This is a genomic window from Aeromicrobium panaciterrae (assembly GCF_039537165.1).
GTDB classification, from domain to species: domain Bacteria; phylum Actinomycetota; class Actinomycetes; order Propionibacteriales; family Nocardioidaceae; genus Aeromicrobium; species Aeromicrobium panaciterrae.
On sequence record NZ_BAAAZZ010000002.1, the window covers coordinates 1,372,506 to 1,399,320 of the forward strand.

General features: G+C 65.6%; 27 protein-coding genes and 2 tRNA genes. 13 read left to right on the top strand and 16 right to left on the bottom strand.

Features of this window, described 5'->3' with window-relative positions; all coding sequences use genetic code 11:
- Nucleotides 1–54: 54 nt before the first annotated feature.
- From ABD683_RS07530 to rpmH, 8 genes are read right to left on the bottom strand one after another with little or no spacing between them, the layout of a single operon-like run.
- Nucleotides 55–945 carry a ParB/RepB/Spo0J family partition protein gene (locus ABD683_RS07530; protein ID WP_344768724.1) on the bottom strand — a complete coding sequence of 297 codons (891 nt, stop codon included), beginning with the start codon at nucleotides 943–945 and terminating at the stop codon, nucleotides 55–57.
- Nucleotides 945–1,892 (bottom strand): ParA family protein, encoded by a 948-nt coding sequence (locus ABD683_RS07535; RefSeq protein ID WP_344768726.1) that lies wholly within the window; start codon nucleotides 1,890–1,892, stop codon nucleotides 945–947. The genes ABD683_RS07530 and ABD683_RS07535 overlap by 1 nt, the downstream gene beginning before the upstream one ends.
- A 43-nt stretch (nucleotides 1,893–1,935) precedes the next feature.
- Nucleotides 1,936–2,571, bottom strand: coding sequence for a 16S rRNA (guanine(527)-N(7))-methyltransferase RsmG (rsmG, locus tag ABD683_RS07540; protein WP_344768728.1), 636 nt, complete (start codon nucleotides 2,569–2,571; stop codon nucleotides 1,936–1,938).
- Between the two features lie 2 nt (nucleotides 2,572–2,573).
- Nucleotides 2,574–3,047 (bottom strand): Jag family protein, encoded by a 474-nt coding sequence (locus ABD683_RS07545; RefSeq protein WP_344768730.1) that lies wholly within the window; start codon nucleotides 3,045–3,047, stop codon nucleotides 2,574–2,576.
- Complete coding sequence (gene yidC, locus ABD683_RS07550; RefSeq protein ID WP_344768732.1) at nucleotides 3,047–4,087, bottom strand: membrane protein insertase YidC; 1,041 nt, start codon at nucleotides 4,085–4,087, stop codon at nucleotides 3,047–3,049. The genes ABD683_RS07545 and yidC overlap by 1 nt, the downstream gene beginning before the upstream one ends.
- 31 nt (nucleotides 4,088–4,118) lie before the next feature.
- Nucleotides 4,119–4,355, bottom strand: a complete 237-nt coding sequence (gene yidD / locus ABD683_RS07555; protein ID WP_344768734.1) for a membrane protein insertion efficiency factor YidD — start codon at nucleotides 4,353–4,355, stop codon at nucleotides 4,119–4,121.
- Nucleotides 4,355–4,690 carry a ribonuclease P protein component gene (gene rnpA / locus ABD683_RS07560; protein WP_344768736.1) on the bottom strand — a complete coding sequence of 112 codons (336 nt, stop codon included), beginning with the start codon at nucleotides 4,688–4,690 and terminating at the stop codon, nucleotides 4,355–4,357. The genes yidD and rnpA overlap by 1 nt, the downstream gene beginning before the upstream one ends.
- A gap of 4 nt (nucleotides 4,691–4,694) precedes the next feature.
- Nucleotides 4,695–4,832 (bottom strand): 50S ribosomal protein L34, encoded by a 138-nt coding sequence (gene rpmH / locus ABD683_RS07565; protein ID WP_309965974.1) that lies wholly within the window; start codon nucleotides 4,830–4,832, stop codon nucleotides 4,695–4,697.
- A gap of 350 nt (nucleotides 4,833–5,182) precedes the next feature.
- On the opposite strand from rpmH, the gene dnaA reads away from it, so the two are divergent.
- From dnaA to ABD683_RS07590, 5 genes are all read left to right on the top strand, one after another.
- Entirely contained in the window at nucleotides 5,183–6,640 is a 1,458-nt protein-coding gene (gene dnaA, locus ABD683_RS07570; protein WP_344768740.1) for a chromosomal replication initiator protein DnaA, read from the top strand.
- Nucleotides 6,641–7,025: 385 nt separating this feature from the next.
- Nucleotides 7,026–8,168, top strand: coding sequence for a DNA polymerase III subunit beta (gene dnaN, locus ABD683_RS07575; protein WP_344768742.1), 1,143 nt, complete (start codon nucleotides 7,026–7,028; stop codon nucleotides 8,166–8,168).
- A 25-nt stretch (nucleotides 8,169–8,193) separates the two neighbouring features.
- Nucleotides 8,194–9,099 carry a phosphogluconate dehydrogenase (NAD(+)-dependent, decarboxylating) gene (gnd, locus tag ABD683_RS07580; RefSeq protein WP_344768743.1) on the top strand — a complete coding sequence of 302 codons (906 nt, stop codon included), beginning with the start codon at nucleotides 8,194–8,196 and terminating at the stop codon, nucleotides 9,097–9,099.
- Nucleotides 9,100–9,104: 5 nt separating this feature from the next.
- The gene (recF, locus tag ABD683_RS07585) at nucleotides 9,105–10,229 is read left to right on the top strand and encodes a DNA replication/repair protein RecF (protein ID WP_344768744.1); all 1,125 of its coding nucleotides are present in this window, start codon (nucleotides 9,105–9,107) and stop codon (nucleotides 10,227–10,229) included.
- Nucleotides 10,222–10,710 (top strand): DciA family protein, encoded by a 489-nt coding sequence (locus ABD683_RS07590; protein WP_344768745.1) that lies wholly within the window; start codon nucleotides 10,222–10,224, stop codon nucleotides 10,708–10,710. Before recF ends, ABD683_RS07590 begins: the two co-directional genes overlap by 8 nt.
- A gap of 1 nt (nucleotide 10,711) precedes the next feature.
- Here ABD683_RS07590 and ABD683_RS07595 read toward each other — a convergent pair whose 3' ends face one another.
- On the bottom strand, nucleotides 10,712–11,506 hold the full coding sequence (locus ABD683_RS07595; RefSeq protein WP_344768747.1) for a phosphatase PAP2 family protein: 795 nt from the start codon (nucleotides 11,504–11,506) through the stop codon (nucleotides 10,712–10,714).
- Nucleotides 11,507–11,731: 225 nt separating this feature from the next.
- On the opposite strand from ABD683_RS07595, the gene gyrB reads away from it, so the two are divergent.
- The 5 genes from gyrB to ABD683_RS07620 all read left to right on the top strand — a co-directional run bounded on the left by gyrB (nucleotide 11,732) and on the right by ABD683_RS07620 (nucleotide 17,527).
- A complete protein-coding gene (gene gyrB, locus ABD683_RS07600) occupies nucleotides 11,732–13,729 on the top strand; it encodes a DNA topoisomerase (ATP-hydrolyzing) subunit B (protein WP_344768749.1) in 1,998 nt (665 codons plus the stop codon).
- A gap of 135 nt (nucleotides 13,730–13,864) precedes the next feature.
- Nucleotides 13,865–16,414, top strand: a complete 2,550-nt coding sequence (gene gyrA / locus ABD683_RS07605; protein WP_344768751.1) for a DNA gyrase subunit A — start codon at nucleotides 13,865–13,867, stop codon at nucleotides 16,412–16,414.
- Nucleotides 16,411–17,190: a DUF3566 domain-containing protein gene (locus ABD683_RS07610; protein WP_344768753.1), complete on the top strand. Its 780-nt coding sequence runs from the start codon at nucleotides 16,411–16,413 to the stop codon at nucleotides 17,188–17,190. Before gyrA ends, ABD683_RS07610 begins: the two co-directional genes overlap by 4 nt.
- 54 nt (nucleotides 17,191–17,244) lie before the next feature.
- A tRNA-Ile gene (locus ABD683_RS07615) sits at nucleotides 17,245–17,319 on the top strand.
- 135 nt (nucleotides 17,320–17,454) lie between these two features.
- Nucleotides 17,455–17,527 (top strand) — tRNA-Ala (locus ABD683_RS07620).
- Between the two features lie 206 nt (nucleotides 17,528–17,733).
- Here the strand turns inward: ABD683_RS07620 and ABD683_RS07625 are convergent.
- The gene (locus tag ABD683_RS07625; RefSeq protein WP_344768755.1) at nucleotides 17,734–18,009 is read right to left on the bottom strand and encodes a DeoR/GlpR family DNA-binding transcription regulator; all 276 of its coding nucleotides are present in this window, start codon (nucleotides 18,007–18,009) and stop codon (nucleotides 17,734–17,736) included.
- 47 nt (nucleotides 18,010–18,056) lie between these two features.
- Here ABD683_RS07625 and ABD683_RS07630 point away from each other — a divergent pair, with 47 nt between their 5' ends.
- Nucleotides 18,057–18,452, top strand: a complete 396-nt coding sequence (locus ABD683_RS07630; RefSeq protein ID WP_344768757.1) for an alpha/beta fold hydrolase — start codon at nucleotides 18,057–18,059, stop codon at nucleotides 18,450–18,452.
- Here ABD683_RS07630 and ABD683_RS07635 read toward each other — a convergent pair.
- Both ABD683_RS07635 and ABD683_RS07640 read right to left on the bottom strand, forming a co-directional pair.
- Entirely contained in the window at nucleotides 18,449–18,733 is a 285-nt protein-coding gene (locus ABD683_RS07635; protein WP_344768758.1) for a hypothetical protein, read from the bottom strand. The genes ABD683_RS07630 and ABD683_RS07635 overlap by 4 nt on opposite strands.
- Before the next feature lie 72 nt (nucleotides 18,734–18,805).
- A complete protein-coding gene (locus ABD683_RS07640; protein WP_344768759.1) occupies nucleotides 18,806–19,465 on the bottom strand; it encodes an FMN-dependent NADH-azoreductase in 660 nt (219 codons plus the stop codon).
- A 102-nt stretch (nucleotides 19,466–19,567) separates the two neighbouring features.
- Here ABD683_RS07640 and ABD683_RS07645 point away from each other — a divergent pair, with 102 nt between their 5' ends.
- Complete coding sequence (locus ABD683_RS07645) at nucleotides 19,568–20,044, top strand: MarR family winged helix-turn-helix transcriptional regulator (protein WP_344768760.1); 477 nt, start codon at nucleotides 19,568–19,570, stop codon at nucleotides 20,042–20,044.
- Between the two features lie 12 nt (nucleotides 20,045–20,056).
- Here the strand turns inward: ABD683_RS07645 and ABD683_RS07650 are convergent, their stop codons facing one another.
- Nucleotides 20,057–20,266, bottom strand: a complete 210-nt coding sequence (locus ABD683_RS07650; RefSeq protein WP_344768762.1) for a dodecin family protein — start codon at nucleotides 20,264–20,266, stop codon at nucleotides 20,057–20,059.
- Between the two features lie 112 nt (nucleotides 20,267–20,378).
- Here ABD683_RS07650 and ABD683_RS07655 point away from each other — a divergent pair, with 112 nt between their 5' ends.
- A complete protein-coding gene (locus ABD683_RS07655) occupies nucleotides 20,379–21,224 on the top strand; it encodes an oxygenase MpaB family protein (RefSeq protein WP_344768764.1) in 846 nt (281 codons plus the stop codon).
- A 126-nt stretch (nucleotides 21,225–21,350) separates the two neighbouring features.
- On the opposite strand, the gene ABD683_RS07660 is transcribed toward ABD683_RS07655, so the two are convergent.
- From ABD683_RS07660 to ABD683_RS07670, 3 genes are all read right to left on the bottom strand, one after another.
- Nucleotides 21,351–24,038 carry a dipeptide ABC transporter ATP-binding protein gene (locus ABD683_RS07660; protein WP_344768766.1) on the bottom strand — a complete coding sequence of 896 codons (2,688 nt, stop codon included), beginning with the start codon at nucleotides 24,036–24,038 and terminating at the stop codon, nucleotides 21,351–21,353.
- 1 nt (nucleotide 24,039) lies between these two features.
- Complete coding sequence (locus ABD683_RS07665) at nucleotides 24,040–25,125, bottom strand: ABC transporter permease (RefSeq protein ID WP_344768768.1); 1,086 nt, start codon at nucleotides 25,123–25,125, stop codon at nucleotides 24,040–24,042.
- 71 nt (nucleotides 25,126–25,196) lie between these two features.
- Complete coding sequence (locus tag ABD683_RS07670) at nucleotides 25,197–26,810, bottom strand: ABC transporter substrate-binding protein (RefSeq protein ID WP_344768769.1); 1,614 nt, start codon at nucleotides 26,808–26,810, stop codon at nucleotides 25,197–25,199.
- Nucleotides 26,811–26,815: the final 5 nt, after the last annotated feature.

Consider the following 26,815-nt stretch of genomic DNA (forward strand, 5'->3'; position numbering starts at 1 on the left):
TCGGGGATCCGGGCCCTTCTTCATGTCGCCAAGTCACTATGTCGACAAAGACACTTATTTACTCTTGGGGTCCATGAGGTTGACGATGCGCTCGAGGTCCTCGAGTGTCGCGAACTCCACCGTGATGCGACCCTTTGACCGGCCGAGGTCGACCTTCACCCTGGTGTCGTAGGCCTCCGAGAGGCGCTCGGCGAGGTCGGCGAGCTTGGGTGCCGAGATGGTCGGCTTGGCCTTCCGGGCCTCCTTGGAGGCCTTCGGGCCTACCGCCACGATCTCTTCCAGTGCGCGGACGGACAGACCCTCGGCAACGACACGAGTCGCCAGCCGATCCTGGATCTCGGTGTTGTCGATGCCGACGAGGGCGCGGGCATGGCCAGCCGACAGGACGCCTGCGGCGACCCGACGCTGGACCGCCGGCGTCAGCTTCAGCAGCCGGATCGTGTTGCTGATCTGGGGACGCGAACGGCCGATGCGGCTGGCAAGCTCGTCATGCGTGCACCCGAAGTCCTCGAGCAGCTGCTGGTAGGCCGATGCCTCTTCCAAGGGGTTGAGGTTGGACCGGTGGAGGTTCTCCAGGAGGGCGTCCCGGAGGAGGTCCTCGTCGGATGTGTCGCGGACGATCGCACCGATGGTCTTCTTGCCGGCCAGGCCATGGGCGCGCCAACGACGCTCGCCCATGATCAGCTCGTAGCGGTCCTTGCCCACCTGTCGTACGACGACCGGCTGGAGGAGACCGACCTCCTTGATGGAGTGGACCAGCTCCTCCATGTCATCCTCGTCGAACACCTCACGGGGCTGCCGTGGGTTGGGGACGACCTGGTCGAGAGGGAGCTCGGCGAACCGCGCACCATCGACCTCCTGGAGACCGGAGGCCTCCGCGTCCTCAGGCCCGGAGGGGATGAGTGCCTCGAGCCCGCGTCCAAGTCCTCGACGTGTGGCTGCCATCAGCTGCTCTCCTGCGATCCGGCCACCGCGATCTCACGCGCAGCCTCGAGGTAGGACAGTGCACCGGATGACGCGCTGTCATAGGTCAGCACCGACTGCTGATAGCTCGGTGCTTCGGAGATCCGCACCGACCTGGGGATCGACGTCTTGAGGACCTTCTCGTTGAAGTAGGCGCGCACCTCGTCGGCCACGCCGGACGACAGCCGGGTACGGGCGTCGTACATCGTCAGAAGGATCGTGGTGATCTCGAGCCGGGGGTTGAGGTGCGACCGGATGAGCTCGATGTTGCGAACCAGCTGACCGAGGCCCTCCAGGGCGTAGTACTCGCACTGGATGGGGATGAGCACCTCACGGCCGGCCACCATGGCATTGACCGTCAGCAGACCGAGTGAAGGTGGGCAGTCAATCAGCACGTAGTCGATGCGGTCGCCAGCGTCGTCACAGTCCTTGAGGTAGGCCTGGAGCCCGCGGTCGAGCCGCGACTCACGAGCGACCAGTGAGACCAGCTCAATCTCGGCACCGGCCAGGTCGATCGATGCCGGCAGAACCGTGAGACCGTCGATGTCGGGACATGGACGTACGAGCTCGTCGAGATCGGTGCCATCGACGATCGCCTCGTAGACACCAGGAGTGCCTTCCTGGTGCGGGATGTTGAGCGCCGTCGAAGAGTTGCCTTGCGGGTCGAGGTCGATGACCAGGACACGCAGACCGCGCATGGCCAACGCCGCCGCGATGTTGACGGTGGTCGTCGTCTTGCCGACTCCACCCTTCTGGTTGGCGACGACGAACACCCGGGTGTCCTTCGGCTTCTCGAAGCGCGGCGTGGACGACACGCGTTGGGCCAGCTCGACGTGCTGCTGCGCCTCGGCTGCGAGTGGCGTCGAGGCGTCGGGACTGGGTACGGGCGTGGCGCCGTACGACGCGGCCGATGGTGCGGGGGAGTTCACATCGCTCCTTCGGTGGTTTCACGTGAAACATGACCCAGCTCGTTCACTTGGTCACCTCCACCACGGTCGTGGGGTTGTCGTGTTCCCCGTACGTCGAGACCACGATAGTCGTCGCGCCCAGACGATGGAGGGTTGCCGTCGCAGCCTTCACTTCCTGCTCCGCCGTGCGACCCTTGAGGGCGAGCAGCACACCGCCTTTGCGGACGAGCGGGAGGCACCACCGGCCCAGCTTGTCGAGTGGCGCCACGGCTCGCGCCGTCACCACCTCATACGTCTCCTTGACGTCCTCGGCGCGAGCGCGCAGCACGGTGACGTTGTCGAGCCCAAGAGCGGTGACGGCCTCGTCCAGGAACGACGTCCGACGAAGCAGCGGCTCGATCAGGGTCACGTGCAGGTCGGGGCGACCGATCGCCCACACCAACCCGGGCAGACCCGCACCCGTACCCACATCGGCGACCGTGGCACCTTGCGGCACTCGTGGCAGCACGACGGCCGAGTTGAGGATGTGACGATCCCACAGGCGGGGGACCTCACGCGGGCCGATCAGTCCACGTACGACACCGTCGGTCGCGAGCAGATCCGCATACGCCTCGGCGACCGGGAGCTGTGACGAGAACACCCCCGCCGCGGACGACGGGGGTGTTTCACGTGAAACATCGGGGCGCTCGTCAGAGCTCATGCTCAGTCCGAGGCCGGAAGCACGACGACGTGGCGATGAGGCTCCACACCGTCAGATGAGCTGTTGAGGCCAGCGGCCGCGACAGCATCGTGCACGACCTTGCGCTCGAACGGCGTCATGGCGCTCAGGGCCACCGAGGGCTCGCCCGCCTTGACCTTCTCGATGGCACCCTCGGCGATGCCGATGAGCTCAGTACGACGTGCGGCACGGAAACCGGCGACGTCGAGCATCAGCCGGCTGCGCTCACCTGTCTCGCGATAGACCGCGAGGCGAGTCAGCTCCTGGAGGGCGTCGAGCACCTCGCCGTCACGGCCCACGAGGTGGTCGAGGTTGCCCCCGACGATCTCGACAGCAGCGCGGTCACCGTCCACATCCATGTCGATGTCGCCATCAAGGTCGGCGATGTCGAGCAGCTCTTCGAGGAAGTCGGCGGCGATGTCGCCTTCCTTCTCGAGGCTCTTGGCGAGTTCACTCATCAGATGTCCTTCTCGGGATCCTTGGCCGTGATGTCCGGCTTCTTCTTTGGCTGTTGTGGACCAGACTTCGGTCCGCCGCGCTGCTTGGGCGTCGGCTTGGGTGCCGGCGCCTTCTTGCGCTCGGCACGCGGCTGGTTCTTGGGCTGTACGCGCGGGGCCGGCTTCGGGGCAGCCTCCTCGGCCGCCTTCTTCAGCGGGTCCTCGACGACGATGCGTCCTCGTGCCTTGTCGCGCTCCTGCTTGGCAGCGAACGCCGGCGTACCCGGAGCAGGGTTGCGGCGGATGACATAGAACTGCTGGCCCATGGTCCAGAGGTTGGAGGTCGTCCAGTAGATGAGGACACCGAGCGGGAACGCCACGCCGCCCACCGCGAACACCACGGGGAGCACGTAGAGCAGCATCTTCTGCTGCTGGGCGTACGGACCGCTCATCGCATCGGCCGGCATGTTCTTGGACATCAGCTGACGCTGCGTCGTGAACTGCGTGATGCACATGGCGACGACCAGGGTCATCGTCAGGATGCGCGTCTCGGTCAGGTCGGTCTTCATGAACGTGTCGGCGATCTTGGCGCCGAGCAGCTTCGCATTCTCGAGGGACGCGGCGTCCTTGACGCTGAGGAAGCCCTTGGGTGTGCCGTGCGCGGCGCGGTCGATCGTGCGGAACAGCGCGAAGAAGATCGGCATCTGCAGGATCAGGGGGAGGCAGGAGGCGAACGGGTTGGTGCCCGTCTCCTTCCAGAGCTTCATCTGCTCCTGGGTCAGCTTCTCGCGGTCGTGGGCGTACTTCTTCTGCAGCTCCTTGATCTGGGGCTGCAGCAGCTGCATGTTGCGGCTCGACTTGATCTGACGCACGAACAGCGGGATCAGCGCGGCACGGATCGTGATCGTCAGGCCGACGATCGCGAGGGCCCAGGTCCAGCCCGAGTTCTCGGACAGGCCGAGGGTGGAGAACACCTTGTGCCAGAACAGCAGCACCGCGGAGACGGCGTAGTAGAGCGGCGTCATGATGGCCGATCCGATGTCGCCTAGGAAGCCGAACATTGTTCTCCTCTGTGATGTTCAGGTCGTGCTGTTAACGATGTGACTGAGGGACCGGGTCGTACCCGCCCGCGGCCCAAGGGTGGCACCGCATGACGCGACGCGCAGCCAGGTAAACCCCTCGGATCGCACCATGAGTCTCCACGGCTTGCAAAGCGTAGGCCGAGCACGTCGGATGGTAGCGGCACACCTGGCCGTACAACGGACTGATGGCAAAGCGGTAGGCCTTGAGGAACCCGATGATCGCCCACTTCAACGGCGAGGTCTTCATCAGCTCGCTCCACCACGGGCCAACGCCGCGTCAAGGTGCTCGGCGAGGGTTGCCGATCCGGCGTCGGTTGCCGCAGGCAACGCTCGCACCACGACCCGTGATCCCTCGGGAAGCCGGTCAAGACGCTCACGCATGAGGTGCCGGAGCTGACGCTTGACCCGATTGCGGTCGACGGCGGATCCGACGGCCTTGCTCACGACGAAACCGACGGACGTCTGTCCGCCGGCTCCCGGAACGACATGTGTGACAAGGGTGGGTTGTACGCCTTTGGCACCACGACGGATCGTGTGCCGGAAGTCCTCCCCGGTGCGCATGCGTTGAGCGCGCGCGAGCAACGACTCAGGCAGACAGCTTGGCGCGGCCCTTGCGGCGGCGATCGGCGAGGATCGCGCGACCTGCACGGGTACGCATGCGAAGGCGGAAGCCGTGCTTCTTGGAGCGACGACGGTTGTTCGGCTGGAAAGTACGCTTGCTCATGAGTTCCTCACGGGGGATTGGGCCGGTCAACGGCCACCGCTCGCCCACGACGCGAAAGACTCTTCGTGGGCACACGGCAGTCGTCGTTTAGCACGACTAGTCCACGGTACGCGGTGCTCTCTGGGACGGTCAAACTGATGCCCATACGCCACCTCAGCCCCAAGGTCCACGCGACACGCCGAGAACCTTCGTCAAGCTGGGGAAATCCGCTTGTATGCGCTCGGCAAGGCTGCTAGCGTCACCGCGGTATCGACTTTTCCACAAGGCCCCTCACGGGCCCTTGTACATTCACAACCTGTGGAAAACCATGTGGATCGCATACGTGAAAAGACTCTGTCGGGAGGCATTGGATGAGCGACGGCCCGGAGCCCACTCCCGAGGAGCACCTCGACACGGTGTGGAAGCAGGCCGTCGACACTCTCTCTCCCGGCGCCAAGGTGTGGGTCTACTCCGCCAAGCCGCTCAGCCTGCACGACAACATCATGATCGTCGCGGTCCAGGACGACCTGACACGTGCCCAGCTCGAGTCGCGCGTACGCCCTGCGCTCGAGCACGCCATCAGCATGGCGCTCAACCAGGAGACCCGGCTCATCGTCACGATCGAGCCGGCGGCCTTGGATCGCCTGAGTCAACAAGACGACATGTCGACAAACTCGCAGCCCGAGGCGTCGGTGGCCGAGGACGACTCCGACGACGAGGACGACCAGCACGAGTTCGTACCCAGCTGGGCTGAGCGCACCACGGCGCCGCCACGTATCGGCACGATGGCGGAGGCCCGGCTCAACCCGCGCTATCTCTTCGAGAACTTCGTCATCGGCTCGTCCAACCGCTTCGCCCACGCCGCCGCGGTCGCCGTGGCCGAGGCCCCCGGCAAGGCCTACAACCCGCTGGTCATCCACGGCGAGTCAGGCCTGGGCAAGACGCACCTGCTTCACGCCATCGGCCACTACGTCCTCAACCTCTACCCGTCGTCGCGGGTGCGTTACGTCAGCAGCGAAGAGTTCGTCAACGACGTCATCAATGCCATCGGCGAAAACCGTACGTCCGCCCTGCGACGCAAGTACCGCGAGATCGACGTGCTCCTGGTCGATGACATCCAGTTCATCGAGCGCAAGGAAGCCACGCAGACCGAGTTCTTCCACACGTTCAACGCCCTGCACAACGAGAACAAGCAGATCGTGATGACGTCCGATCGGCCGCCCAAGAACCTCACGACGCTCGATGACCGACTGCGCAACCGCTTCGAGTGGGGACTCACCACCGAGACCCTGCCGCCAGATCTCGAGACCCGCATCGCGATCCTCCGCAAGAAGGCCGCCAACGAAAAGCTCACCGCGCCCGCAGATGTCCTCGAGTTCATCGCCAGCAAGGTGCAGACCAACATCCGTGAGCTCGAGGGTGCCTTGATCCGTGCCACCGCGTTCGCCAACCTCAACGGCACGACGGTCGACCTCCAGCTCGCGCAGATCGTGCTCAAGGACCTCATCGCCGAAGGTGAGGAGCCCGACATCTCCGTCGGCATGATCATGGCGCAGACGGCTGCCTACTCCGAGTTCTCGATCGACGACCTGTGCAGCGCCAACCGCAGCCGCAACCTGGTGCTCGCACGACAGATCGCGATGTACCTCTGCCGCGAGCTCACCGAGATGTCACTGCCCAAGATCGGTCAGGAGTTCGGCAATCGCGACCACACCACCGTGATGCACGCCGATCGCAAGATCCGCAAGCTGATGGCCGAGAAGCATGCCGTCTACAACCAGGTCACGGAGCTCACTGCTCGTATCAAGCAGCAGGCCCGCCAATCATGACGAGTGAATGGCCCGCACGGACCATTCACATCTGGGGAAGAGTCTGTGGGAAAACCCCCACACCTCGTGGACATCTGGAGTCCCAGTGTGAACACCATGTGAACGGCGGGCGGATGTTCACAACCACCTGTAGTTTCACCCCTTCGTACGACACAGGTTGTCCACCGGTCGAAACACTGGCTGACCTGCGCAATGACAAGTTGTCCACCGAATCCACAGACGCTACTACGACGACTACCCTTATATATCTCGACAAGACCAGTGGAAGTCACGTCACACCACATGTGTGGACGACCAGATCAGTCCTTCCCCTGGCTACCTCCACGCCCAGGTTGCGTGGCAGGATTCATCCCCACGGCTCCCGTCCTCGGAAAGGCCCCACCACGTGAAGTTCCGCATCGACCGCGACACACTCGCGGACGCCGTCGCTTGGACGGCGCGCAGCCTGCCCAACCGTCCGAGCGTGCCCGTGCTGGCAGGTCTGCTCATCGAAACTGCCGCAGACGGACTCACGCTTTCGGGCTTCGACTACGAGACGTCGACGCGTGCGACCCTGCCCGCCGAGGTCACGGCCGACGGCCGTGCTCTGGTCTCTGGCCGTCTCCTCGCCGAAATCGTCAAGTCGCTCCCCGCGAAGCCTATGGAGATCGCCCTCGAAGGCACCAAGGTCCAGGTCGTGTGCGGCAACGCCCGCTTCAGCCTGCAGACCATGCCGGTCGAGGAATATCCACAGCTTCCCGAGATGCCGACGGCCTCCGGCACGATCAAGGCCGACGACTTCGCCACGGCGGTCGCACAGGCCAGCGCAGCAGCAGGACGTGACGAGATGTTGCCCTTGCTGACCGGCGTACGCCTGGAGCTCGAGGGCTCGACCATCTCGCTGATGGCGACCGATCGCTTCCGTGCCAGCCTGCGCGACCTGCAGTGGTATCCCGAGCAGGCCGACATCTCGGCCCAGGCGCTGGTTCCGGCTCGCGTTCTCGGCGAGACCGCCCGTGCGTTGACCGCCGGCGGCGACATCACGATCGCGGTGTCCTCCGGTGACGCCGGCGACGGACTCATCGGGTTCGAGGGCGTCGTCGGCAACGGCACACGCCGTACGACCACTCGACTCCTCGAGGGTGACTTCCCCCGCGTACGCCAGCTCTTCCAGGCCACACCCGAGACCGTCGCGTATGTCGACACCCAGCAGTTCGTCGACTCGGTCAAGCGTGTGGCCCTGGTCGCGGAGCGCAACACGCCCGTACGCCTGAGCTTCTCCGAGGGACAGCTGCTCCTCGAGGCCGGCAGCGGGGAGGAGGCGCAGGCGTCGGAGTCGCTCGAGGCGACGATCAACGGTGCGGACATCTCGATCGGCTTCAACCCGACCTACCTGCTCGAGGGACTCGCCGTGATGTCGGATCCCGTCGTGCACCTGTCGTTCACGCAGCACACCAAGCCCGCAGCGATCTCGGGCGTCCAGGAGATCGGCGCCGATCCCGACGCCGCCTTCCGCTACCTGATCATGCCCGTACGCTTGCAGAACTGAACCACACTCTTTGGGAGCGCTCGACATGGAAATCGGACTCGTCGGACTCGGCAAGATGGGTGGCAACATGCGCACCCGCCTGCGCAACGGCAAGGTCGGCGTCGTCGGCTACGACCGCAATCCCGATGTCACCGACGTCGGATCGCTGGCCGAGATGGTCGACAAGCTTGAGTCGCCCAAGGTCGTCTGGGTCATGGTGCCCGCCGGCGACATCACCCGCGCCACCGTGACCGAGCTGCTCGAGCTTCTGGACGAGGGTGACGTCATCATCGACGGCGGCAACTCTCGCTGGACCGATGACGAGATCCACGCGGGCCTCGCGGCCGAGAAGGGCATCGGCTACATCGACTGCGGTGTCAGCGGCGGCATCTGGGGCCTCGAGAACGGCTACGCACTCATGGCCGGCGGTGACAAGGCCGACATCGCCAAGGTCATGCCGGTCTTCGATGCGCTGAAGCCCGAGGGTGACTCCGGCTTCGTGCACGCCGGCCGCGTAGGAGCGGGCCACTTCTCCAAGATGGTCCACAACGGCATCGAGTACGCCATGATGCAGGCCTACGCCGAGGGCTACGAGCTCCTCGAGAAGGTCGACATGGTCGACAACGTCACCGCGGTGTTCGACTCGTGGCGCCAGGGCACCGTCGTACGTTCGTGGCTGCTCGACCTCCTGGTCAAGGCACTCGAAGAGGACCCGGGACTCTCAAAAATTCGCGGCTACGCCGAGGACTCCGGCGAAGGTCGGTGGACTGTCGAGGCAGCGATCGACAACGCCGTGCCGATGCACACCATCGCAGCGTCCCTGTTCGCTCGATTCACCTCGCGCCAGGATGAGTCGCCGGCCATGCAGGCGGTCGCCGCGATGCGCAACCAGTTCGGTGGCCACGCGGTGCAGGCTGCTGCTGAAGCAGGGCACGACCCCAAGGACGCCTAGCTCGCATGCACGTTGCCCGGCTGTCCTTGCATGACTTCCGGTCGTACGCCACCGTCGAGATCGAGCTTGAACCGGGCGCCACGGCGTTCATCGGTGCCAACGGTCAGGGCAAGACCAATCTGGTCGAGGCGATCGACTACCTCTCACGCCTGGAGTCGCACCGCGTCTCCAGCGACACCCCACTCGTACGCGCTGGTGCCGATCAGGCCGTGATCCGCGCCGACGTCGTCAAGGGTGACCGTACGGCGCTGCTCGAGCTCGAGATCACGCCCGGCAAGGCCAATCGCGCCCGCATCAACCGCGGAGCCCTGCCCCGGACGCGTGAGCTGGTCGGCGTGCTCCGCACCGTGATGTTCTCGCCCGACGACCTCGACCTGGTCAAGGGTGACCCCTCGGATCGCAGAAAATTTCTCGACTCGCTCCTGGTCCTGAGGACCCCACGTCTCACCGGCGTCCGCGCGGATTACGAGCGCGTCCTCAAGCAGCGCAACACGCTCCTCAAGTCAGCCGGCCGTCGCCGCGATGCCGACCTGTCGACCTTGGACATCTGGGACGAGAACCTCGCCCGTACAGGTTCTGAGCTCGTCGCCGAGAGGCTCAGGCTGCTCGACGAGCTCGCTCCGTTCCTCGCGGACGCGTACGTACGCGTGGCCGCCGAGGCCGCGCCCGACCGACGCCACGTCACCGCGACCTACAAGCCGTCCCTCGCGCTGCCGGCCGGACTGCGCGATGCCTCGACGATTCACGACGCGATCCTCGAGGAGGTTGCGCGTCGCCGCGGCGACGAGATCGATCGCGGCATCAGTCTGGTCGGTCCACACCGTGACGAGGTCGCGCTGATGATCGGTACGTTGCCCGCGAAGGGCTACTCGAGTCATGGTGAGTCATGGTCGTTGGCGCTCGCGCTCCGACTGGCGTCGTTCGAGCTGCTCCGCAGGGATGACGACGACCCGGTGCTGATCCTGGACGACGTGTTCGCCGAGCTCGACCAAGGCCGGCGCCAACAGCTCGCCGAGCTGGTCGGCGATGCCGAGCAGGTGCTCGTCACCGGCGCAGTGGCCGATGACGTGCCTGATGCGCTCAAAGGTCACCGTTTTCGAGTCGCCGGCGGGGAGGTTGTCCGTGACTGAGTCAGAGGAGCCGGACGCCTTGCGCCTCGCCCGTGAGATCGCCAACAGCTACAAGACGTCGAAGCCGGCAGGCCAGTCCCCGAAGCGGCGGACCCGTCCGGCCAAACCGGCCCGGCCCAAGCGCGATGAACCCAGTGCGCTCGGCGATGTGCTCGGCGAGCTCGTCGACGACCAGGGCTGGACCGAGAAGCTTGCGGCCCAGCGGGTGTTCACGGACTGGCCCAAGATCGTCGGACCCGAGGTGGCCCAGCATTCGGAGGTCATCGCCTTCGAGGATGGCGAGGTCGAAGTACGTACCGACTCCACGGCGTGGGCGACCCAGCTCCGCATGTTGGCGCCACGCATCGTGGCCAAGCTCAACCAGGAGTTCGGTGACGGATCGGTGATCCGGATCGTCGTACGCGGACCGCAGGCACCCTCGTGGAAGAAGGGCATCCGCAGCGTCAAGGGTGCGCGCGGCCCCCGCGACACCTACGGCTGAGCTATTCGGACGGCGACACGGCAGCCGCAGCGACGACGAAGGCCGCGGTCACGGCGGTCACCGTGCCGAGCACGAGCGACGCCTGGGTGAAGCCGACCCATCCGTACGCTGGGCGTACTCCGACCGCGACCAGGAAGGCGAGCCCGCCCACACATCCCGCCACCGCGGCGATGAACGTGCCCCTCACCGGATGACGCGGGCCGTGGATGACTGCGGCAACCAACGCGGTCCAGATCAGGCTGACCGCGAGTGCCGCCATGACATCAGCTGGTCGGTGCCACCCTGCGACGATCGTCGAAGCACCGGTGAGCGTCGTGGCGAAACCGCCGGCAAGCGCGACGAGGGGTCGGAGCACACCGGGCGCGACCAGCAGCGCGGCGCCGACAGCGCTCGCGACGACCGTCGTGTGCCCGCTGGGCAGGCTGTTGAGCGTGCCCAACCCGAAGTCGGGACGATCGAGGACCGTCTCCTTGAGAACCTGTGTGGTCAGGTTCGCCCCGAGCAGCACCGCAGCGGCAGCGGCGCCGATGCGTGGTCGACCACGCATCAGTGCAACGACGGCACACCCGACGGCGACCGCGAGGATCGCACCGATCGACACGTACCCGAGGACGCTGAGCAAGGTGAGCTGGGCATCTCGCCCTGCGACGACGGTCCGCATCGCCGAGTCGTCCCAGTCCTGACCCTGCCCGGAGCGGAGCGCGACTCGTACCAGGAGTGCCGCGAGCGCACCCGCGACGAGCACCGTGGCGACGGCGGCGGGCGCCGTGTCACGACGGGAGGCGGTCATGGACATGCCAATACGATGCCCGATGGATCCCAGCCTCTCCCGGCCAGGTGACACCCGTGCAGGTGAGAGCGATTTTGGCCGGTACGCCCCTATCCCGGCTCGGACGGGGACCTCCGACGTCGTCACAGCGGCGCTTATGTGGCTCTGAAGGCCACCTGAGCCTCAAGAAACCCGTGCCGAAACCTGTGACTAGACGCTGGGAGGCCCGTAATGGGCCCGTATACTGATTGAGTGACTCAAACTCCAGATCCTGAAGCAACATATGACGCCAGCAACATCCAGGTGCTCGAGGGACTGGAGGCCGTACGCAAGCGGCCCGGCATGTACATCGGCTCCACGGGCGAGCGCGGCCTGCACCACCTGGTCTACGAGGTCGTCGACAACTCGGTCGACGAGGCCCTCGCCGGATACGCCTCCCACATCGCGGTGACCCTCCAGCCGGACGGCGGAGTCAAGGTCGTCGACGACGGTCGAGGCATCCCGGTCGACGAGCACCCGACGGAGAAGATGCCGGCCGTGACGCTGGTTCTCACGTCGCTGCACGCCGGCGGCAAGTTCGGCGGTGGTGGCTACAAGGTGTCGGGCGGACTGCACGGCGTCGGCGTCTCGGTCGTCAATGCGCTGTCGACCAAGCTTCACGTCGAGGTCAAGCGTGACGGCTACGTCTGGACGCAGTCGTTCACGTACGGCGAGCCGGACGCGCCACTCAAGCGTGGCGCCAAGACCACCGAGACCGGCACGACCACCGTGTTCTATGCCAGCGACACGATCTTCGAGACCACCGACTACTCCTACGAGACGCTCAAGACGCGATTCCGGGAGATGGCGTTCCTCAACAAGGGGCTCGAGCTGGTCCTGCGCGACGACCGCGAGAGGCACGACGACGACGAGTCCGAGGACTCGGAATTTGATGGGCAGGAGCGCGACGCCCGCTTCCGCTACGACAAGGGACTCGTCGACTACGTCGAGCACATCAACGTCGGCAGCAAGGCACCGATCCACCGCGACGTCATCGCGTTCGAGTCCGAGGACGAGGCCAAGGGCCTCTCGCTCGAGGTCGCGATGCAGTGGAACGACAGCTTCGTCGAGTCGGTGCACACGTTCGCCAACACGATCAACACGCACGAGGGCGGCACGCACGAAGAAGGCTTCCGCGCGGCACTCACCGCGACGGTCAACAAGTTCGCGACGACGCAGGGCCTGATCAAGAAGGCCACCGACAACCTCTCCGGCGAGGACATCCGCGAAGGTCTGACGGCGATCGTCTCGATCAAGCTCGAGGAGCCCCAGTTCGAGGGCCAGACCAAGACCAAGCTCGGCAACAGCGAAGCCAAGTCTTACGTCCAGTCGGTCCTCAACGACGAGCTCGGTGCCTGGTTCGAGCAGCACCCGGCTGAAGGCAAGACCATCGTCCGCAAGTCGATCGATGCAGCGACGGCCCGCATGGCCGCCCGCAAGGCGCGCGACCTGGCCCGCAACCGCAAGGGACTGCTCGGCGGCGGCGGTCTTCCCGGCAAGCTCGCCGACTGCTCGTCGCGCGAACCCGCCGAGTGCGAGGTCTTCATCGTCGAGGGCAACTCGGCTGGCGGCTCGGCCAAGGGTGGTCGTGACCCTCGTACGCAGGCGATCCTCCCGTTGCGCGGCAAGATCCTCAACGTCGAGAAGGCCCGCATCGACAAGATCCTCCAGAACGCCGAGGTCCAGGCGATCATCTCGGCGCTCGGCACCGGGGTGCACGAGGACTTCGACATGGCCAAGCTCCGCTATCACAAGATCGTGCTGATGGCCGATGCCGACGTCGACGGCCAGCACATCTCGACGTTGCTGCTGACCCTGCTGTTCCGGTTCATGAAGCCGCTGATCGATGCCGGCCACGTCTACCTCGCGCAGCCGCCGCTCTACAAGATCAAGTGGAGCAATTCCGCCGACGAGCTGGCCTACTCGGACCGGGAGCGCGATGCACTCCTGGAGTCGGGCGCAGCCGAGGGCAAGCGCCTCCCCAAGGAGGTCGGCCAGCAGATCCAGCGCTACAAGGGTCTCGGTGAGATGAACGACAGCGAGTTGTGGGACACCACGATGGATCCGGCCAACCGCATCCTGCGCCAGGTGACGCTCGAGGACGCCGCGATGGCCGACGAGATGTTCACGATCCTCATGGGTGAGGACGTCGAGCAGCGACGGGCCTTCATCCAGCGCAACGCCAAAGACGTACGTTTTTTGGATATCTAGCTTCTCGACATCTGATCTGACAGGGACTCTTCGTGACTGAGACCGCACCCGAACACCACAGGATTGAACGCGTCGAGCCTGAGCTTGAGACGCAGACGTACGTTTTCTCGACATCTGATCTGACAGGGATCCTCCATGACTGACACCACTCCTCCCGAGCACGACCGGATCGAAGGCGTCGAGCTGCAGGACGAGATGCAGCGGTCCTACATCGACTACGCCATGAGCGTGATCGTGTCGCGCGCCCTGCCCGACGTCCGCGACGGTCTCAAGCCGGTGCACCGCCGCGTCCTCTACGCGATGTATGACGGCGGCTACCGGCCCGACCGCGGGTTCTCCAAGTGCTCGCGCATCGTCGGTGACGTCATGGGTCAATACCACCCGCACGGTGACACCGCGATCTACGACACGCTCGTACGACTGGCTCAGCCGTGGGTCATGCGCGCTCCGATGATCGACGGGCAGGGCAACTTCGGCTCGCCGGGTGATGACGGCGCTGCCGCGATGCGTTACACCGAGTGTCGGCTCGCTCCCATCGCGATGGAGATGGTGCGTGACATCGACAAGAACACCGTCGACTTCCGCCCCAACTACGACGGTCGCTCGCAGGAGCCGACGGTTCTCCCGGCCCGCATCCCCAACCTGTTGGTCAACGGCTCGGCCGGCATCGCGGTCGGCATGGCCACCAACATCCCGCCGCACAACCTGGTCGAGGTCGCGGCCGGTGCCCAGTGGGCGCTGGAGAACCCCGAGGCCAGCAAGGAAGAGCTGCTCGACGCCCTGCTTGAGCGCATCAAGGGCCCCGACTTCCCGTCGGATGCGTTGATCGTCGGCACCAAGGGCATCGAGGACATGTATCGCACGGGCCGCGGCTCGGTGATGATGCGCGCGATCGTCTCGATCGAGGAAGACACCAAGGGCCGCATCCAGCTCGTCGTCACGGGTCTGCCCTATCAGGTCAACCCCGACAACCTCATGCGCAAGATCGCCGACCTGGTCAACACCGGCCGCATCCAGGGCATCTCCGACCTGCGCGACGAGACCTCGTCGCGCGTCGGCCGCCGCATCGTGATCGAGATCCGCAAGGACGCCGTTGCCCGCGTCGTGCTCAACAACCTCTACAAGCACACCGAGCTGCAGACCAACTTCAGCGCCAACATGCTGGCCCTGGTAGACGACGTCCCGCGTACGTTGACGCTCGACCAGTTCGTCAGCCACTGGATCAATCACCAGATCGAAGTCATCCAGCGCCGTACCCAGTACCTCTTGGACGACGCGGAGGCTCGAGCGCACATCTTCCGCGGCTACGCCAAGGCCCTCGATGCGCTCGACGAGGTCATCGCCCTGATCCGTCGCAGCCCCACGGTCGACGAGGCTCGCGCCGGACTCATCAAGCTGCTCACGATCGATGAGCTGCAGGCCAACGCGATCCTCGAGATGCAGCTGCGTCGCCTCGCGGCACTCGAGCGTCAGAAGATCATGGACACCCTCGCCGAGCTCGAGGAACAGATCGCCGACTACAAGGACATCCTGGCCAAGCCTGAGCGTCAGCGTCAGATCGTCTCCGAGGAGCTCGCTGCGATCGTCGACAAGTTCGGCACCGACCGCCGTTCACAGATCATCCCCGCCGACGGCGACCTGTCCGACGAGGACCTCATCCCCGATGAGGAGGTCGTCGTCACGATCACCAAGGGCGGCTACGCCAAGCGCACCAAGACCGACCTCTACCGCGTGCAGAATCGCGGCGGCAAGGGCGTACGCGGGGCTCAGCTCCGCGGCGACGACATGGTCGACCACATGTTCTCGACGACCAGCCACCACTGGATCCTGTTCTTCACCACGGCCGGACGCGTCTACCGGGCCAAGGCATACCAGCTTCCTGAAGCAGGTCGTGACGCCAAGGGCGGACACGTCGCCGGACTCCTGTCGTTCCAGCCCGACGAGCAGATCGCCCAGGTGCTGGCGATCCGCGACTACGAGTCGGCGCCCTACCTCGTGCTCGCGACTCGGCGCGGCCTGGTCAAGAAGACGCGCCTGGCCGACTACAACAGCCCACGGCAGGCCGGTGTCATCGCGATCAACTTCCGTGAGGACGACGACGAGCTGATCGGCGCCGAGCTGGTCAACCCCGAGGATGACCTGCTGCTGATCTCCCGCAAGGCACAGTCGATCCGGTTCCGTGCCGATGACGAGCAGCTGCGGCCGATGGGACGTGCGACGTCAGGTGTCACCGGAATGAAGTTCCGTGACGGCGACGCGATGCTCTCGATGACGGTCATCCGTCATGAGCACGCCGACCAGGACAATGTCGCCGAGGAGGACCAGCTCTACGTCTTCACGGTGACCGACGGTGGATTCGCCAAGAAGACACGCATTGACGCTTACCGCCTCCAAGGTCGCGGCGGCCTGGGCATCAAGGCCATGCAGATCACCGACACGCGCGGTGAGCTCGTGGGCGGTCTGGTGCTCAAGGACAGCGACGACGTCATCAGTGTCACGGCAGGCGGACAGGTCACCCGGAGCCTCGTTGCGGGTGTGCCTGTGATGGGACGTGACACGATGGGGGTGAGTTTCGTCAAGTTCAAGGGGGAGGACCGCGTGGTGACCATCGCACGCAATGCCGAGCTTCCGTCGGACGAGTCCTCAGTAGAGGAGCCGTCGACCGACGAGGAGCAGGGCGAGTGAACGAAGACAGCCAGCTGCCGGACAACGCTCCGGGCTCTGGTGCGGGGGACGCTGCAACGTCGCAGGAGATCCCGCGACTGCCCAAACCCACCAAGAGTCCCGCCAAGAAGTCAGCAAGGAAGGCACCCTCGAAGGTCGGGGCCAGCTCGGCAACCGTGACTGACAAGGGTCGCGCCAGGGACATCCCGTTGCCGGATGCCCAGGTCGAGCAGGAGCCTGAGACCGACGAGACCCCCAAGACCTCAGGGCCTCGCCGCATCGAACCTGTCGATCCCGGCCGCCCACTCACGGCGGCCGACTATGCTCGTACGACGAAGTCCGCTCCTGACAGCACCGCAGTGATTCCAGCGGTCAAGGACGAGCCGAAGGTGGTCGAGCAGGTGGCATCCACCGCGACGAGCAGTGCCTCAGGTCGTCAGGCCAGCCTTCGGCTCAACCATGTCGAGCCGTGGTCGGTCGCGCGGATCACGTTTGCCATCTCGGTCGCAATGATGATCGTCGGCGTCGTCGCGATGACGATCTTCTGGATCGTGCTCAACCTCGTCGGTGTGTGGGACCAGGTCAACGAAGCCGTCACGTCGGTGCTCAGTGACGACTCGTCGAGCTTCAACATCACCGACTACCTCGGCTTCTGGCGCCTGATCGGCCTCACCTTGGTGCTGTCGGCGATCAACGTCGTCCTGATGACGGCACTGGCGACGATCGGTGCCCATCTCTACAACCTCGCGGCCCAGGTTCTTGGTGGCGTCGAGGTCACGTTCAGCGAGGAGCGCTAGGCCCTCCCGATTCGGTCTTGGTCCGGGTCGTACGGTAATGTTCATCGCTGTTGCGGGCGTATAGCTCAGCTTGGTTAGAGCGCATCCCTGATAAGGATGAGGTCCGAGGTTCAAGTCCTCGTACGCCCACTCGACGGAAGGTCAGTATGAAGAAGTTCATCGCCCTCGGGCTCGCCGCAGCCGGCGTGTTCTGGGTCATCGGCCAGTCGAAGAGGTCACCCGCGACCGACCACTGGGCGGCTGCGAGCGACAAGGTCTAGCCACGGGGCCGTGGCGCAATTGGTAGCGCACCTGCTTTGCAAGCAGGGGGTTAGGGGTTCGAGTCCCCTCGGCTCCACAAGACATGAACCCCCACCAACCGGTCGTCGGTAGGTGGGGGTTCGTCGTTGATTGGTGGGGGTTCATGTCTTGTGAATCAAGCGAGTGACTCGAGTCGTGCCCCACCAACGCAGTGCCCCAATGCGGCGAAGCCGTCACGAGGGCGCTGCCACACAAGGGATCCCCTCGGCGTCCGGGGAGACGTCAATTCCTGCTCGAAGAGAATCAGTCCGTCGAGGCAGTCAGAACGTCGAGGCCAGCCCTTTGCAGCGCGTCATGCATTGCGGTGCTGATCGTGTCGGTGATGACCCCAGTGAAGGCGTCGAGGTCCGACACCTTGAACGGAGCGACGCGCCCATGCTTGGAACTGTCAGCCATGACGTAGGCCCGTGACGCGTTGCGGAGTACGACCCGTCTCGACACAATCTCGTCGGGGTAGTAGTCGGTGAGCCCAGCCTCGGCGTCGAGGCCACCTGATCCCAGGAAAGCGAGGTCGGGCACGCGTGCTTGGAACGACTCGGCGTACGCCGTGGGTCGCCACTCGAGTGATGGGCCGAGCGATCAGGGACCGCCTTGGCGCACACAACACGATCAAGGCAACGGGCGAGCCGGGCGAGCTCGCGGCGATGACGTTCACGGGCGAGGCCGCCGGTTTCGCAGCTTGCACCAGCGACGCCTGGATCAACGAGGCATCACCCGGTGCGTTCGCGACGATTGCGCTGCACCGCCCCGCCACCCGGGCCAAGCAGCTCAGCGTCCCGGTCTGGGTCGGCCTCGGCGAGCGGGACATCACCGTCTCACGCAAGGCGATCGAACGACTGGCCACAAAGGCGCCGAACGTAGAACTACATCGTTACGACATCGCGCACTTCGAGCCGTTCCACGGCAGCGATCCAGCGCTGATCGCTGCGGACCAGGCTGAGTGGTTCAGCCGGACGTTCTAGAACGACGCGCCACCTGAGGTGGTGACGTCCGGGTCCTTGTCACCCTTGACCTTGCTGACCACCTTCGAGCTGGCGTCGCCGGCGACATCGGCGATCTTGGAGCCGACATCGGACGCCGTGCTCTTGACCGCCTGCTCGACGTTGCCGGCCGCGTCCTGCACGACCGGCCTGTTCCAGAGCTTCGTCGCCTGGCCCTTGATCTGCTCGTAGCGTTCACGTCCCGCTCGTGAGCCGAGGACATATCCCACCGCGCCGATGGCGAGGACCGAAAGCTTCTTCACGCTGACCACTCCTTGGTTGGCTCAGACCGGACGTACCCCGTGGCGGGATGTTCACACATCCCGCCACGACGGTCAGGCTGCTGGGCGGAGCTTGAGCGTCACAGAGCGACCATTCTTGCGAGCGGTGTCGTGCGACTCGGCGAGCTGCTCGCGGGCGAGGTCGCGGAGGTCGGCCATCTGGGGCGTGACCTCGGCGAGTGTCAGCTCGGTCTCGATGACGTCGAGGTCGAGCCCCCACACATCCTCGAGGATGCGACGCATCCAACCGGTCGCGTGATCCCAGCCCTCCCGAGGGGTGCCCGCGCCATACCCGCCACCGCGGGCGGTGACGAGGAATGCCGGCCGACCGGCCAGGGCCTGTGTCGAACCAGGCGCAAAGCGGGGATCGGTGAGTACGAGGTCGAGCCAGGTCTTGAAGTGCTGGGAGACGCCGAAGTTGTACATCGGCACGGCGAACACCAGCACGTCAGCGTCGGCGAGCTCGTCGGCGAGCTCCGCCGCGGCGGCGAGGGCGACCCGTTGTTCGGGCGAACGATCCTCTTCGGGTGTGTAGCCGGCGAAGGCGGCGACTGACCACAGGCCGCTGGCGACGGGGTCGGCGCCGAGGTCACGGCGGATGACCGCCGGGTCACCGAGCTCCTCGGCGATGGTTGACTCGAGGGTGTCGGCGACAGCCCGGGTGACCGAGCCTTCACGGCGAATGCTGGCGTCCAGTCGGAAGACGGTGCTCATCTGCAGCTCCTAGTAGATAGTCTGTCTAACAGATCATATGCAATCACGATCATCTGTCAAAGTGATGATCGGTACAGTCCATCTGCTCGCTACACTTGCCGCATGGCGGAAATGGCGCAGGCACCCACCGAGGAGACGGCCGACTTCGGTCGCGCTCTCGGATCGCTGCTGCGCAACTACCTCGAGACCGCCCGCACGGCTGTCGAGGGTCTCCCTGGAGGTGCCCGCGGCTACCAAGTCATGTCGATCGCGGCCGCCGATGCCTGCAGCAACCAGGCCGCGGTTGCCGAACAGCTCGGCATCGACCGGACCGTGATGACCTACCTGGTGGACGACCTCGAGAAGGCCGGCCTGGCCGAACGCCGCCCGGATCCCGCGGATCGCCGGGCGCGACAGGTCGTGCTGACGGCCAAGGGCAAGAAGGCCCACGGAGCCGCCGCCAGCCGCATTGCCGACGTCGAACGTACGGTCCTCGGATCGCTCTCCGATGACGAGGCCGAGACGTTCAGGGCGCTGTTGTCCCGCGTCGTCGCCGGTGGTCCGGTCGTCGACGCGTGCGCCGCGCCGCCAGAGTGCTGACGTCGTGTGTCCTTACTGGTCGTCGAGGACGAACGTCACTTCCATCGCGACCTGGTAGGCGGTGATCTTGCCGTCGCGGACCTCGACCTTCTGGTCCTTGACCCACGCACCGGTGACGTTGCGCAGCGTCTCGTTGGCGCGGGTGATGCCGACGGCCACGGCATCGTCAAAGCTCTTCTCCGAACGTGCGCTGAGGTTGGTGATGCGAGCGACTGAGCCCATGACAACTCCTTGATGGGGGATGTCTCCCCACAGTCGCACCCGGCACGCACTTCGGCAACGTGTGCACGGGAGGGCACGTCGCTGGCCATCCACTTCGGGCTACCTTCGGGGTATGAATCCCGCCGAGTCCGTACGCCGCCGCGTTGGCGCGACGATCTTCCACCGCGTCGCGGGTGACGAGGGGCCGCAACGGCGAGACCGGATCCACCGCACCGAAGGTCCGCGGCGCTACGGTCCGGACTCGGCGATCCACCGCGTGCACAGCGACGCGTCGATGTTCGTCGGTGGCCTGCGAGCCCTGCTGCTGCAGTCGCTGCACCCACTGGCGATGGCGGCGGTGGATGCACACTCGGGCTATCGCGGTGACCCGTGGGGGCGGTTGCAGCGCACCAGCACATTCCTCGCCGAGACGACGTTCGGCACGATCGAGGATGCCGATCGGGCGATTGCCGTCGTACGAGCGGTGCACGAGCGCGTACGCGGGACGACGCGCGACGGCCGACCGTATGCCGCATCCGATCCGCACCTGATCCGCTGGGTCCATGTTGCTGAAATCGACAGCTTCCTGCGGGCGCACGATCGCTACGGCGCGAAGCCGCTGGATGCGGCGGGCCGCGACGCGTATGTCGCCGAGACCGCCTACGTCGCCCGCGCCCTCGGCGCCGAGCAGGTGCCGGAGACCGTCGCCGAGCTCGACGAGGTGATGGCGTCCTACCGGTCGGAGCTGGCAGGAACGCCGGAGGCGAGGGCGGCGGCGCGCTTCATCCTCGTGCACCCACCGGTGCCACTGGCATTGCGCGCGCCCTACACCTTGATGTCGGCTGCAGCGATCGGCTTGATGCCGCGCTGGACCCGGTGGCCGCTGCGGCTGCCGTACCTCCCGGTCACCGAGGCGACCGCCGTACGGGCCAGCGGTGAGCTCGTCACCGCTGGCATCCGTTGGGCCATCAGACCGTGATCAGCTGATGTCGGTGAGCAGGTGGCGAACATTTCCGCGGCTGCACCATTGTCAAAGCGGGCCGTGCTTCATTGCTGACGATCGCGGCATCCGATTTGAGCTCGATGAAATCACGTGTCGGTCGAACTACGAGATGTCCGTCAAGAGATGTCCTCTGGCTTCTCGACGGCGACGCTGCTCGTCCGGATCAGGCACGGGCACCGCAGCGATGAGTCGCTTGGTGTATTCCTCCTGCGGGTTGCCGAGCACCTGCTGACGCGCGCCGATCTCGACCAGCTTGCCGTCCTGCATCACCGCGACCCGGTTGGCGAGGGTGTCGACGACTGCAAGGTCGTGGCTGATGAACAGGCACGCGAACTGCAGGCGCTGCTGGAGCTCGGTGAACAGCTCGAGCACGCGCGCCTGCACCGACACGTCGAGCGCGGACGTCGGCTCGTCCGCGATGAGCAGGTCGGGGTCGAGCGCGAGCGCACGGGCCAGGCTGACGCGCTGGCGCTGACCACCGGACAGCTCGTGCGGGAAGCGCCCGACGTACGAACCGCCGAGCTCGACGCTGTCGAGCAGGGATCGCACCTTCGCGTCGATCTCCTTCTGCGTCATCTGGGTCTGCACGTGGAGCGGCTCGGCGATGCATTGGCCGATCGACATGCGCGGATTGAGTGACGAGGCGGGATCCTGGAACACGAAGCCGAACCGTGAGCGGTAGGGGCGCAGCTCGCGATCGGAGAGACCGGAGATCCGGTTGCCCGACACGTCGATGGTTCCTGAGGTCGGCTGCTGCAGGCCGACCGCCGTACGTCCGATCGTCGACTTGCCCGAGCCCGACTCGCCGACCAGCCCGAGCACCTCTCCCTTGCGGATGTCGAGCGAGACGTGGTCGACGGCGCGGAACGACGGCTCGCCGAACCCACCGGGAAACTCGACGACGAGGTCGTCGACCTTGAGCACGAGCTCGTTGTCATCGACCGGACCAGGACCTGCTGTTCCATCAAGTGCCGCGCGACCGAGGTGCGGAACGGCATCGAGCAGCGCCCGTGTGTAGGGGTGCTGTGGCGTGGCGAACAGCTGGCGCGCCGGGGCCTGCTCGACGATGTTGCCGCGGTACATCACGACGACGCGGTCAGCCATGTCGGCGACGACGCCCATGTTGTGGGTGATCAGGATGATCGCCGTGCCGAGACGGTCGCGCAGCGACAGCAGCAGCTCGAGGATCGCCGCTTGAACCGTGACGTCGAGAGCCGTGGTGGGCTCGTCGGCGATGATCACGTCCGGATCGCAGGCGATGGCCATCGCGATGACGACGCGCTGCTTCTGGCCGCCGGAGAGCTGGTGCGGGTAGTAGTCGACGCGACGCTCGGGATCGGGCATGCCGACCATCTCGAGCAGCTCGACCGCACGCGTGCGGGCGTCCTTCTTGGAGATCTCGCGGTGCGCCTGGATGCCCTCGATGATCTGCCAGCCCACCGTGTAGACCGGGTTGAGCGCGGTCGACGGCTCCTGGAACACCATCGAGACCTGGTCACCACGGACCGGGCGGATGTCGTGGTTGGACATGCCGAGCAGCTCGCGGTCGCCCAGACGCGCCGAACCGGTGACGGCAGCCGTCGACGGCAGGAGGCCGAGCACGGCACGGGAGCTGACGGACTTGCCAGAGCCGGACTCGCCGACCACGGCGACGACCTCGCCTGGAGCGACGTCGAACGAGATGCCGTTGACTGCGTGGATCTGGCCGGCGTCCGTACGGAACGTCACCGCCAGGTCTGACAGCGACAGGGCCGCGACGCGTTTGTCGCCGGCCTCGGCGCCTCGGACCTCGACCGAGGGCTCGATGTCGCCCGTGAGCTCCTCGAACTCGTGGGTGATCTCGGCCTCGTCGGCCGAGGTGGTGTCTGCACCACGCGTACGCAGCAGCGGGTTGAGGATGTCGTTGAGGCTCTCGCCGACGAGCGTCACGCCGAGCACGACCAGGACGATCGCCGTGCCGGGGAACACGCTGGTCCACCAGATGCCGTTGGAGGCATCGGGCAGCGCCTTGTTGAGGTCGAAGCCCCATTCGGCGGCGGCCGACGGCTCGATGCCGAAGCCCAGGAAGCCCAGGCCCGCAAGCGTCAGGATCGCCTCGGAGGCGTTGAGCGTGCCGATCACCGGCAGGTTCTGGGCGACGTTGGAGAAGATGTGACGGCCGAGAATACGTGGCGTACGTACGCCGACGACTCGTGCCGAGTCGACGTACGGCTCGACCTTGACCGCGAGCGTGGCGCTGCGGATCACGCGAAAGTACTGGGGGACGAACACCACCGTGATCGATATCGCCGCCGCCAGGATGCCGGACGCGGCACCGCTGGAGCCACCTGTCAGGGCGATCGAGACGACGATGGCGAGCAGCAGCGAGGGGAATGCGTAGAGCGCGTCCATGATCAGCACGAGGACCCGGTCGAGCCAGCCGCCGAGGAATCCCGAGAGCAGGCCGAGGGGCACGCCGATCAGGCTGGACAGCACGACGGCGAGGAGGATGACCTCGAGCGCGGTCCGGGTGCCGAAGATGACGCGCGACAGCACGTCGGTGCCGCCCACGGTCGTGCCGAACCAGTGCGCCGCCGACGGTGCCTGCTGCGTGCCGAAGAGGACGCCGTCGGCGCGGTCGTCGTTGAACCCGTACGGGGCGAGCAACGGCGCGAAGATCGCGATGAGGATGAACGCTCCCACGATGCCGAATCCGAGGAGCAGCATGAAGCGCTGCAGCCCGTGGGACTGCCGGACGATCGCCGGGACACCCTTCGACAAGTTCAGGGACCGGAGGTTCAGGGCGGCCATGTCAGAACCTCACTCGGGGGTCGACGATCGCGACGATCGCATCGATCAAGAGGCTCGCGACGCAGACGATGATGGCGATGGCAGTCACAATGCCTTGGACCGCAAGGAAGTCTCTCGCCTTGAGGTACTGCGTCAGCTCATAACCGATGCCCTTCCACTCGAAGGTCGTCTCGGTGAGGACCGCGCCGGCGAGCAGCAGGGCGATCTGCATGCCCATGACGGTGACGACCGGGACGAGGGCGTTGCGGAACGCGTGCTTGCGTACGACTCGCCGCTCTGAGATGCCACGGGCTCGGGCCGCCGTCACGTAGTCCATGCGCAACGTCTGGAGGAGGTTGATGCGGACCAGGCGGAGGAAGACGCCGCCGGTCAGGAGTCCGAGCGCGATCGCGGGCAGGACCGCGTACTGCAGGACCTCGAGGATGATCTTGGGGTCACCCCAGAGGAGCGCGTCGACGATCATGATGTTGGTGTGCGGGTGCACGTTGTCGAGCGTCAGCTCGGTCTGGGTCGAGGAGCGACCCGACGACGGCCAGCCGAACGGCGTGAAGGCGAGCTTGAGGAGAAGGCCGACGAAGAACACCGGCGCCGCATAGATCAGGATCGCGAAGAGTCGGAGCACGACGTCGGGGAGGCGGTCGCGGTAGCGGGCAGCCAGGCGACCCAGGGGCACGCCGACACCGAACGCGACCAGCAGGGCCCAGAACGACAGCTCAAGGGTCGCTGCGCCGTAGTGCGTCAGGATTCCCGAGATCTCGCGATGGTCGGTCAGTGTCGTGCCGAAGTCACCGTGCAGCAGGCCGGTGATGTACTCCCAGTACTGCGTCAGCATGGGCCGGTCGAGTCCTGCGGCGTGCTTGCGCTCGGCGATCTGCTCGGCATTGAGTCGACCGCCCTGGGCGGCGGTCACGGGGTCTCCGATGACGCGCATCAGGAGGAACACCATCGTCACGAGCACCCACAGCATCGGGATGATCAGGGCGAAACGCACCAGCATGTAGCGGACGAGCGGGCTCAGCGGACCTCGACGCCCCGAGGATGACTCGGGGGCGGGCGGCTCGAGCGGCGCGAGGACTTCGGCGGACATGAGTTCCTCTCAACGTGTTTCTTGAAACATACGGAAGGGGCGGGCCCAGTGGACCCGCCCCTCCGAGCTGACTACTTCGACAGCGAAGTGAAGCGGAACTTGAACGCCGGATCCAGCGTCTCTTCGAGTCCCTTCACGTCGGTGCCACCAACCGCAACCTGCGCTCCGGTGAGCAGCGGCAGGATCGGGATCTGGTCGGCAACCAGGTCCTGGATCTTCTTCAACGTCGCAACGCGTGAGTCCTTGTCGGAATCGGTGGCCTCGGACTTCAGCAGTGCCGTCATCTCGGGGACCGGGTTGTCGGAGTCCGAGAAGTTGTAGTGCGACTGCAGGAAGTTGTTCGGAGCGAAGAACGGCGTGACGTAGTTGTCAGCGTCCGGGAAGTCCGGGAACCATCCGAGCTGGAAGATCGGGTAGGCATCCTTGACGCGCTCCTTCGAGTACGTGACGTACTCGGTCGACTGGAGGTCGACCTTGAACAGACCCGAGTCCTCGAGCTGACGCTTGACCGCGTTGTACTCCTCGGTCGACGAGGAACCGTAGTGGTCGGTGTTGTACTGCAGCTTGATGTCGACCGGGGTCGTGACACCGGCGTCGTCGAGGAACTTCTTGGCAGCGGCCTTGTCGGGCTTGTCGCCGTACTTGTCCTTGAACGACTCCACGGCGCCGACCTGTCCGTCCGGGACGGCCGAGTATGCCGGCGTGTAGGTGTCCTTGTAGACCTGTGTCGACAGCTCCTCGCGGTCGATCGAGGACGCCATCGCCTTGCGGATGGCGAGCTTCTGGGCGGCGTCCTTGCCGGGCATCGTCTTCATGTTGAAGACGATGTAGCGGAGCTCGCCACCTGCGCCCGTGTGGACCTTGACCTTGTCGTCCTTGCTGAGGCTCGCGATGTCGGTCGGGGTGAGCGAACGCCATGCGACGTCGATCTTGCCGTTCTGGACGTCGAGCTTGAGGTTGTTGGCGTCGGCGTACGTCGTCAGCGTGATCGACTTCGTCTTGGGCTTGTTGTAGGCACCGTCGTAGTCGGCGTTCGCCTTGAACTCAGCGATCTGGCCCTTGGTGTACTTGCCGATCGTGTAGGGACCGGAGAAGCCCTGAGCCTTGACCGCAGCGTCATCGTCGAGGACCTTGTCGGCCGGGTAGGTCTCTTCGTCGACGATGGGTCCGGCCGAGGTCACGAGGATCTGGCCGAACGTCTGGTCGTTGGGTGAGTTGAGCGTGAAGGTGACGGTCTTGTCGTCCGTGGCAGCCACCGACTTCATGTTGCCCAGCAGCGAGGCGGGACCGTTGGGGTCGTTGATCTTCACGATGCGGTTGAACGAGAAGGCGACATCGCTTGCCGTGAGCGCGTGGCCGTTGGCGAACTTCAGTCCGTCCTTGATGGTGCAGACGTACTCGGTCGGCTGGGCGAAGTCACACTTCGACGCGGCGTCCGGAGTCAGCGTGGTGCTGCCGGCCGGGAAGTTGAGGAGGTACTGATAGACCTGCGTCTGCACGGTCAGCGAGCCGTTGTCGTACGAGCCGGCGGGGTCGATCGAGACGACCTTGTCGGTCGTGCCGACGACGAGGGATGAGCCGGAGCCGGCGTTGTCATCGTCCTTGCTCTGACCACACGCGGCCAGCGCGAGTCCTGCAAGGGCGGTGACCGCGACGAGCGCGGTTCCGCGTCGGAAGTTCTTCATTGCTC

What these genes read in the sequence shown, in the direction of transcription:
- ABD683_RS07655 (WP_344768764.1), top strand. Translation starts at nt 20,379, where the DNA reads ATGAATCCCGCCGAGTCCGTACGCCGCCGCGTTGGCGCGACGATCTTC.
- rsmG (WP_344768728.1), bottom strand. Translation starts at nt 2,571, where the DNA reads ATGAGCTCTGACGAGCGCCCCGATGTTTCACGTGAAACACCCCCGTCG.
- recF (WP_344768744.1), top strand. Translation starts at nt 9,105, where the DNA reads ATGCACGTTGCCCGGCTGTCCTTGCATGACTTCCGGTCGTACGCCACC.
- ABD683_RS07650 (WP_344768762.1), bottom strand. Translation starts at nt 20,266, where the DNA reads ATGGGCTCAGTCGCTCGCATCACCAACCTCAGCGCACGTTCGGAGAAG.
- ABD683_RS07630 (WP_344768757.1), top strand. Translation starts at nt 18,057, where the DNA reads ATGGGCCGAGCGATCAGGGACCGCCTTGGCGCACACAACACGATCAAG.
- ABD683_RS07665 (WP_344768768.1), bottom strand. Translation starts at nt 25,125, where the DNA reads ATGTCCGCCGAAGTCCTCGCGCCGCTCGAGCCGCCCGCCCCCGAGTCA.
- ABD683_RS07530 (WP_344768724.1), bottom strand. Translation starts at nt 945, where the DNA reads ATGGCAGCCACACGTCGAGGACTTGGACGCGGGCTCGAGGCACTCATC.
- gnd (WP_344768743.1), top strand. Translation starts at nt 8,194, where the DNA reads ATGGAAATCGGACTCGTCGGACTCGGCAAGATGGGTGGCAACATGCGC.
- ABD683_RS07645 (WP_344768760.1), top strand. Translation starts at nt 19,568, where the DNA reads ATGGCGGAAATGGCGCAGGCACCCACCGAGGAGACGGCCGACTTCGGT.
- rpmH (WP_309965974.1), bottom strand. Translation starts at nt 4,832, where the DNA reads ATGAGCAAGCGTACTTTCCAGCCGAACAACCGTCGTCGCTCCAAGAAG.
- ABD683_RS07660 (WP_344768766.1), bottom strand. Translation starts at nt 24,038, where the DNA reads ATGGCCGCCCTGAACCTCCGGTCCCTGAACTTGTCGAAGGGTGTCCCG.
- gyrA (WP_344768751.1), top strand. Translation starts at nt 13,865, where the DNA reads ATGACTGACACCACTCCTCCCGAGCACGACCGGATCGAAGGCGTCGAG.
- yidC (WP_344768732.1), bottom strand. Translation starts at nt 4,087, where the DNA reads ATGTTCGGCTTCCTAGGCGACATCGGATCGGCCATCATGACGCCGCTC.
- ABD683_RS07545 (WP_344768730.1), bottom strand. Translation starts at nt 3,047, where the DNA reads ATGAGTGAACTCGCCAAGAGCCTCGAGAAGGAAGGCGACATCGCCGCC.
- ABD683_RS07670 (WP_344768769.1), bottom strand. Translation starts at nt 26,810, where the DNA reads ATGAAGAACTTCCGACGCGGAACCGCGCTCGTCGCGGTCACCGCCCTT.
- yidD (WP_344768734.1), bottom strand. Translation starts at nt 4,355, where the DNA reads ATGAAGACCTCGCCGTTGAAGTGGGCGATCATCGGGTTCCTCAAGGCC.
- ABD683_RS07595 (WP_344768747.1), bottom strand. Translation starts at nt 11,506, where the DNA reads ATGTCCATGACCGCCTCCCGTCGTGACACGGCGCCCGCCGCCGTCGCC.
- ABD683_RS07640 (WP_344768759.1), bottom strand. Translation starts at nt 19,465, where the DNA reads ATGAGCACCGTCTTCCGACTGGACGCCAGCATTCGCCGTGAAGGCTCG.
- dnaA (WP_344768740.1), top strand. Translation starts at nt 5,183, where the DNA reads ATGAGCGACGGCCCGGAGCCCACTCCCGAGGAGCACCTCGACACGGTG.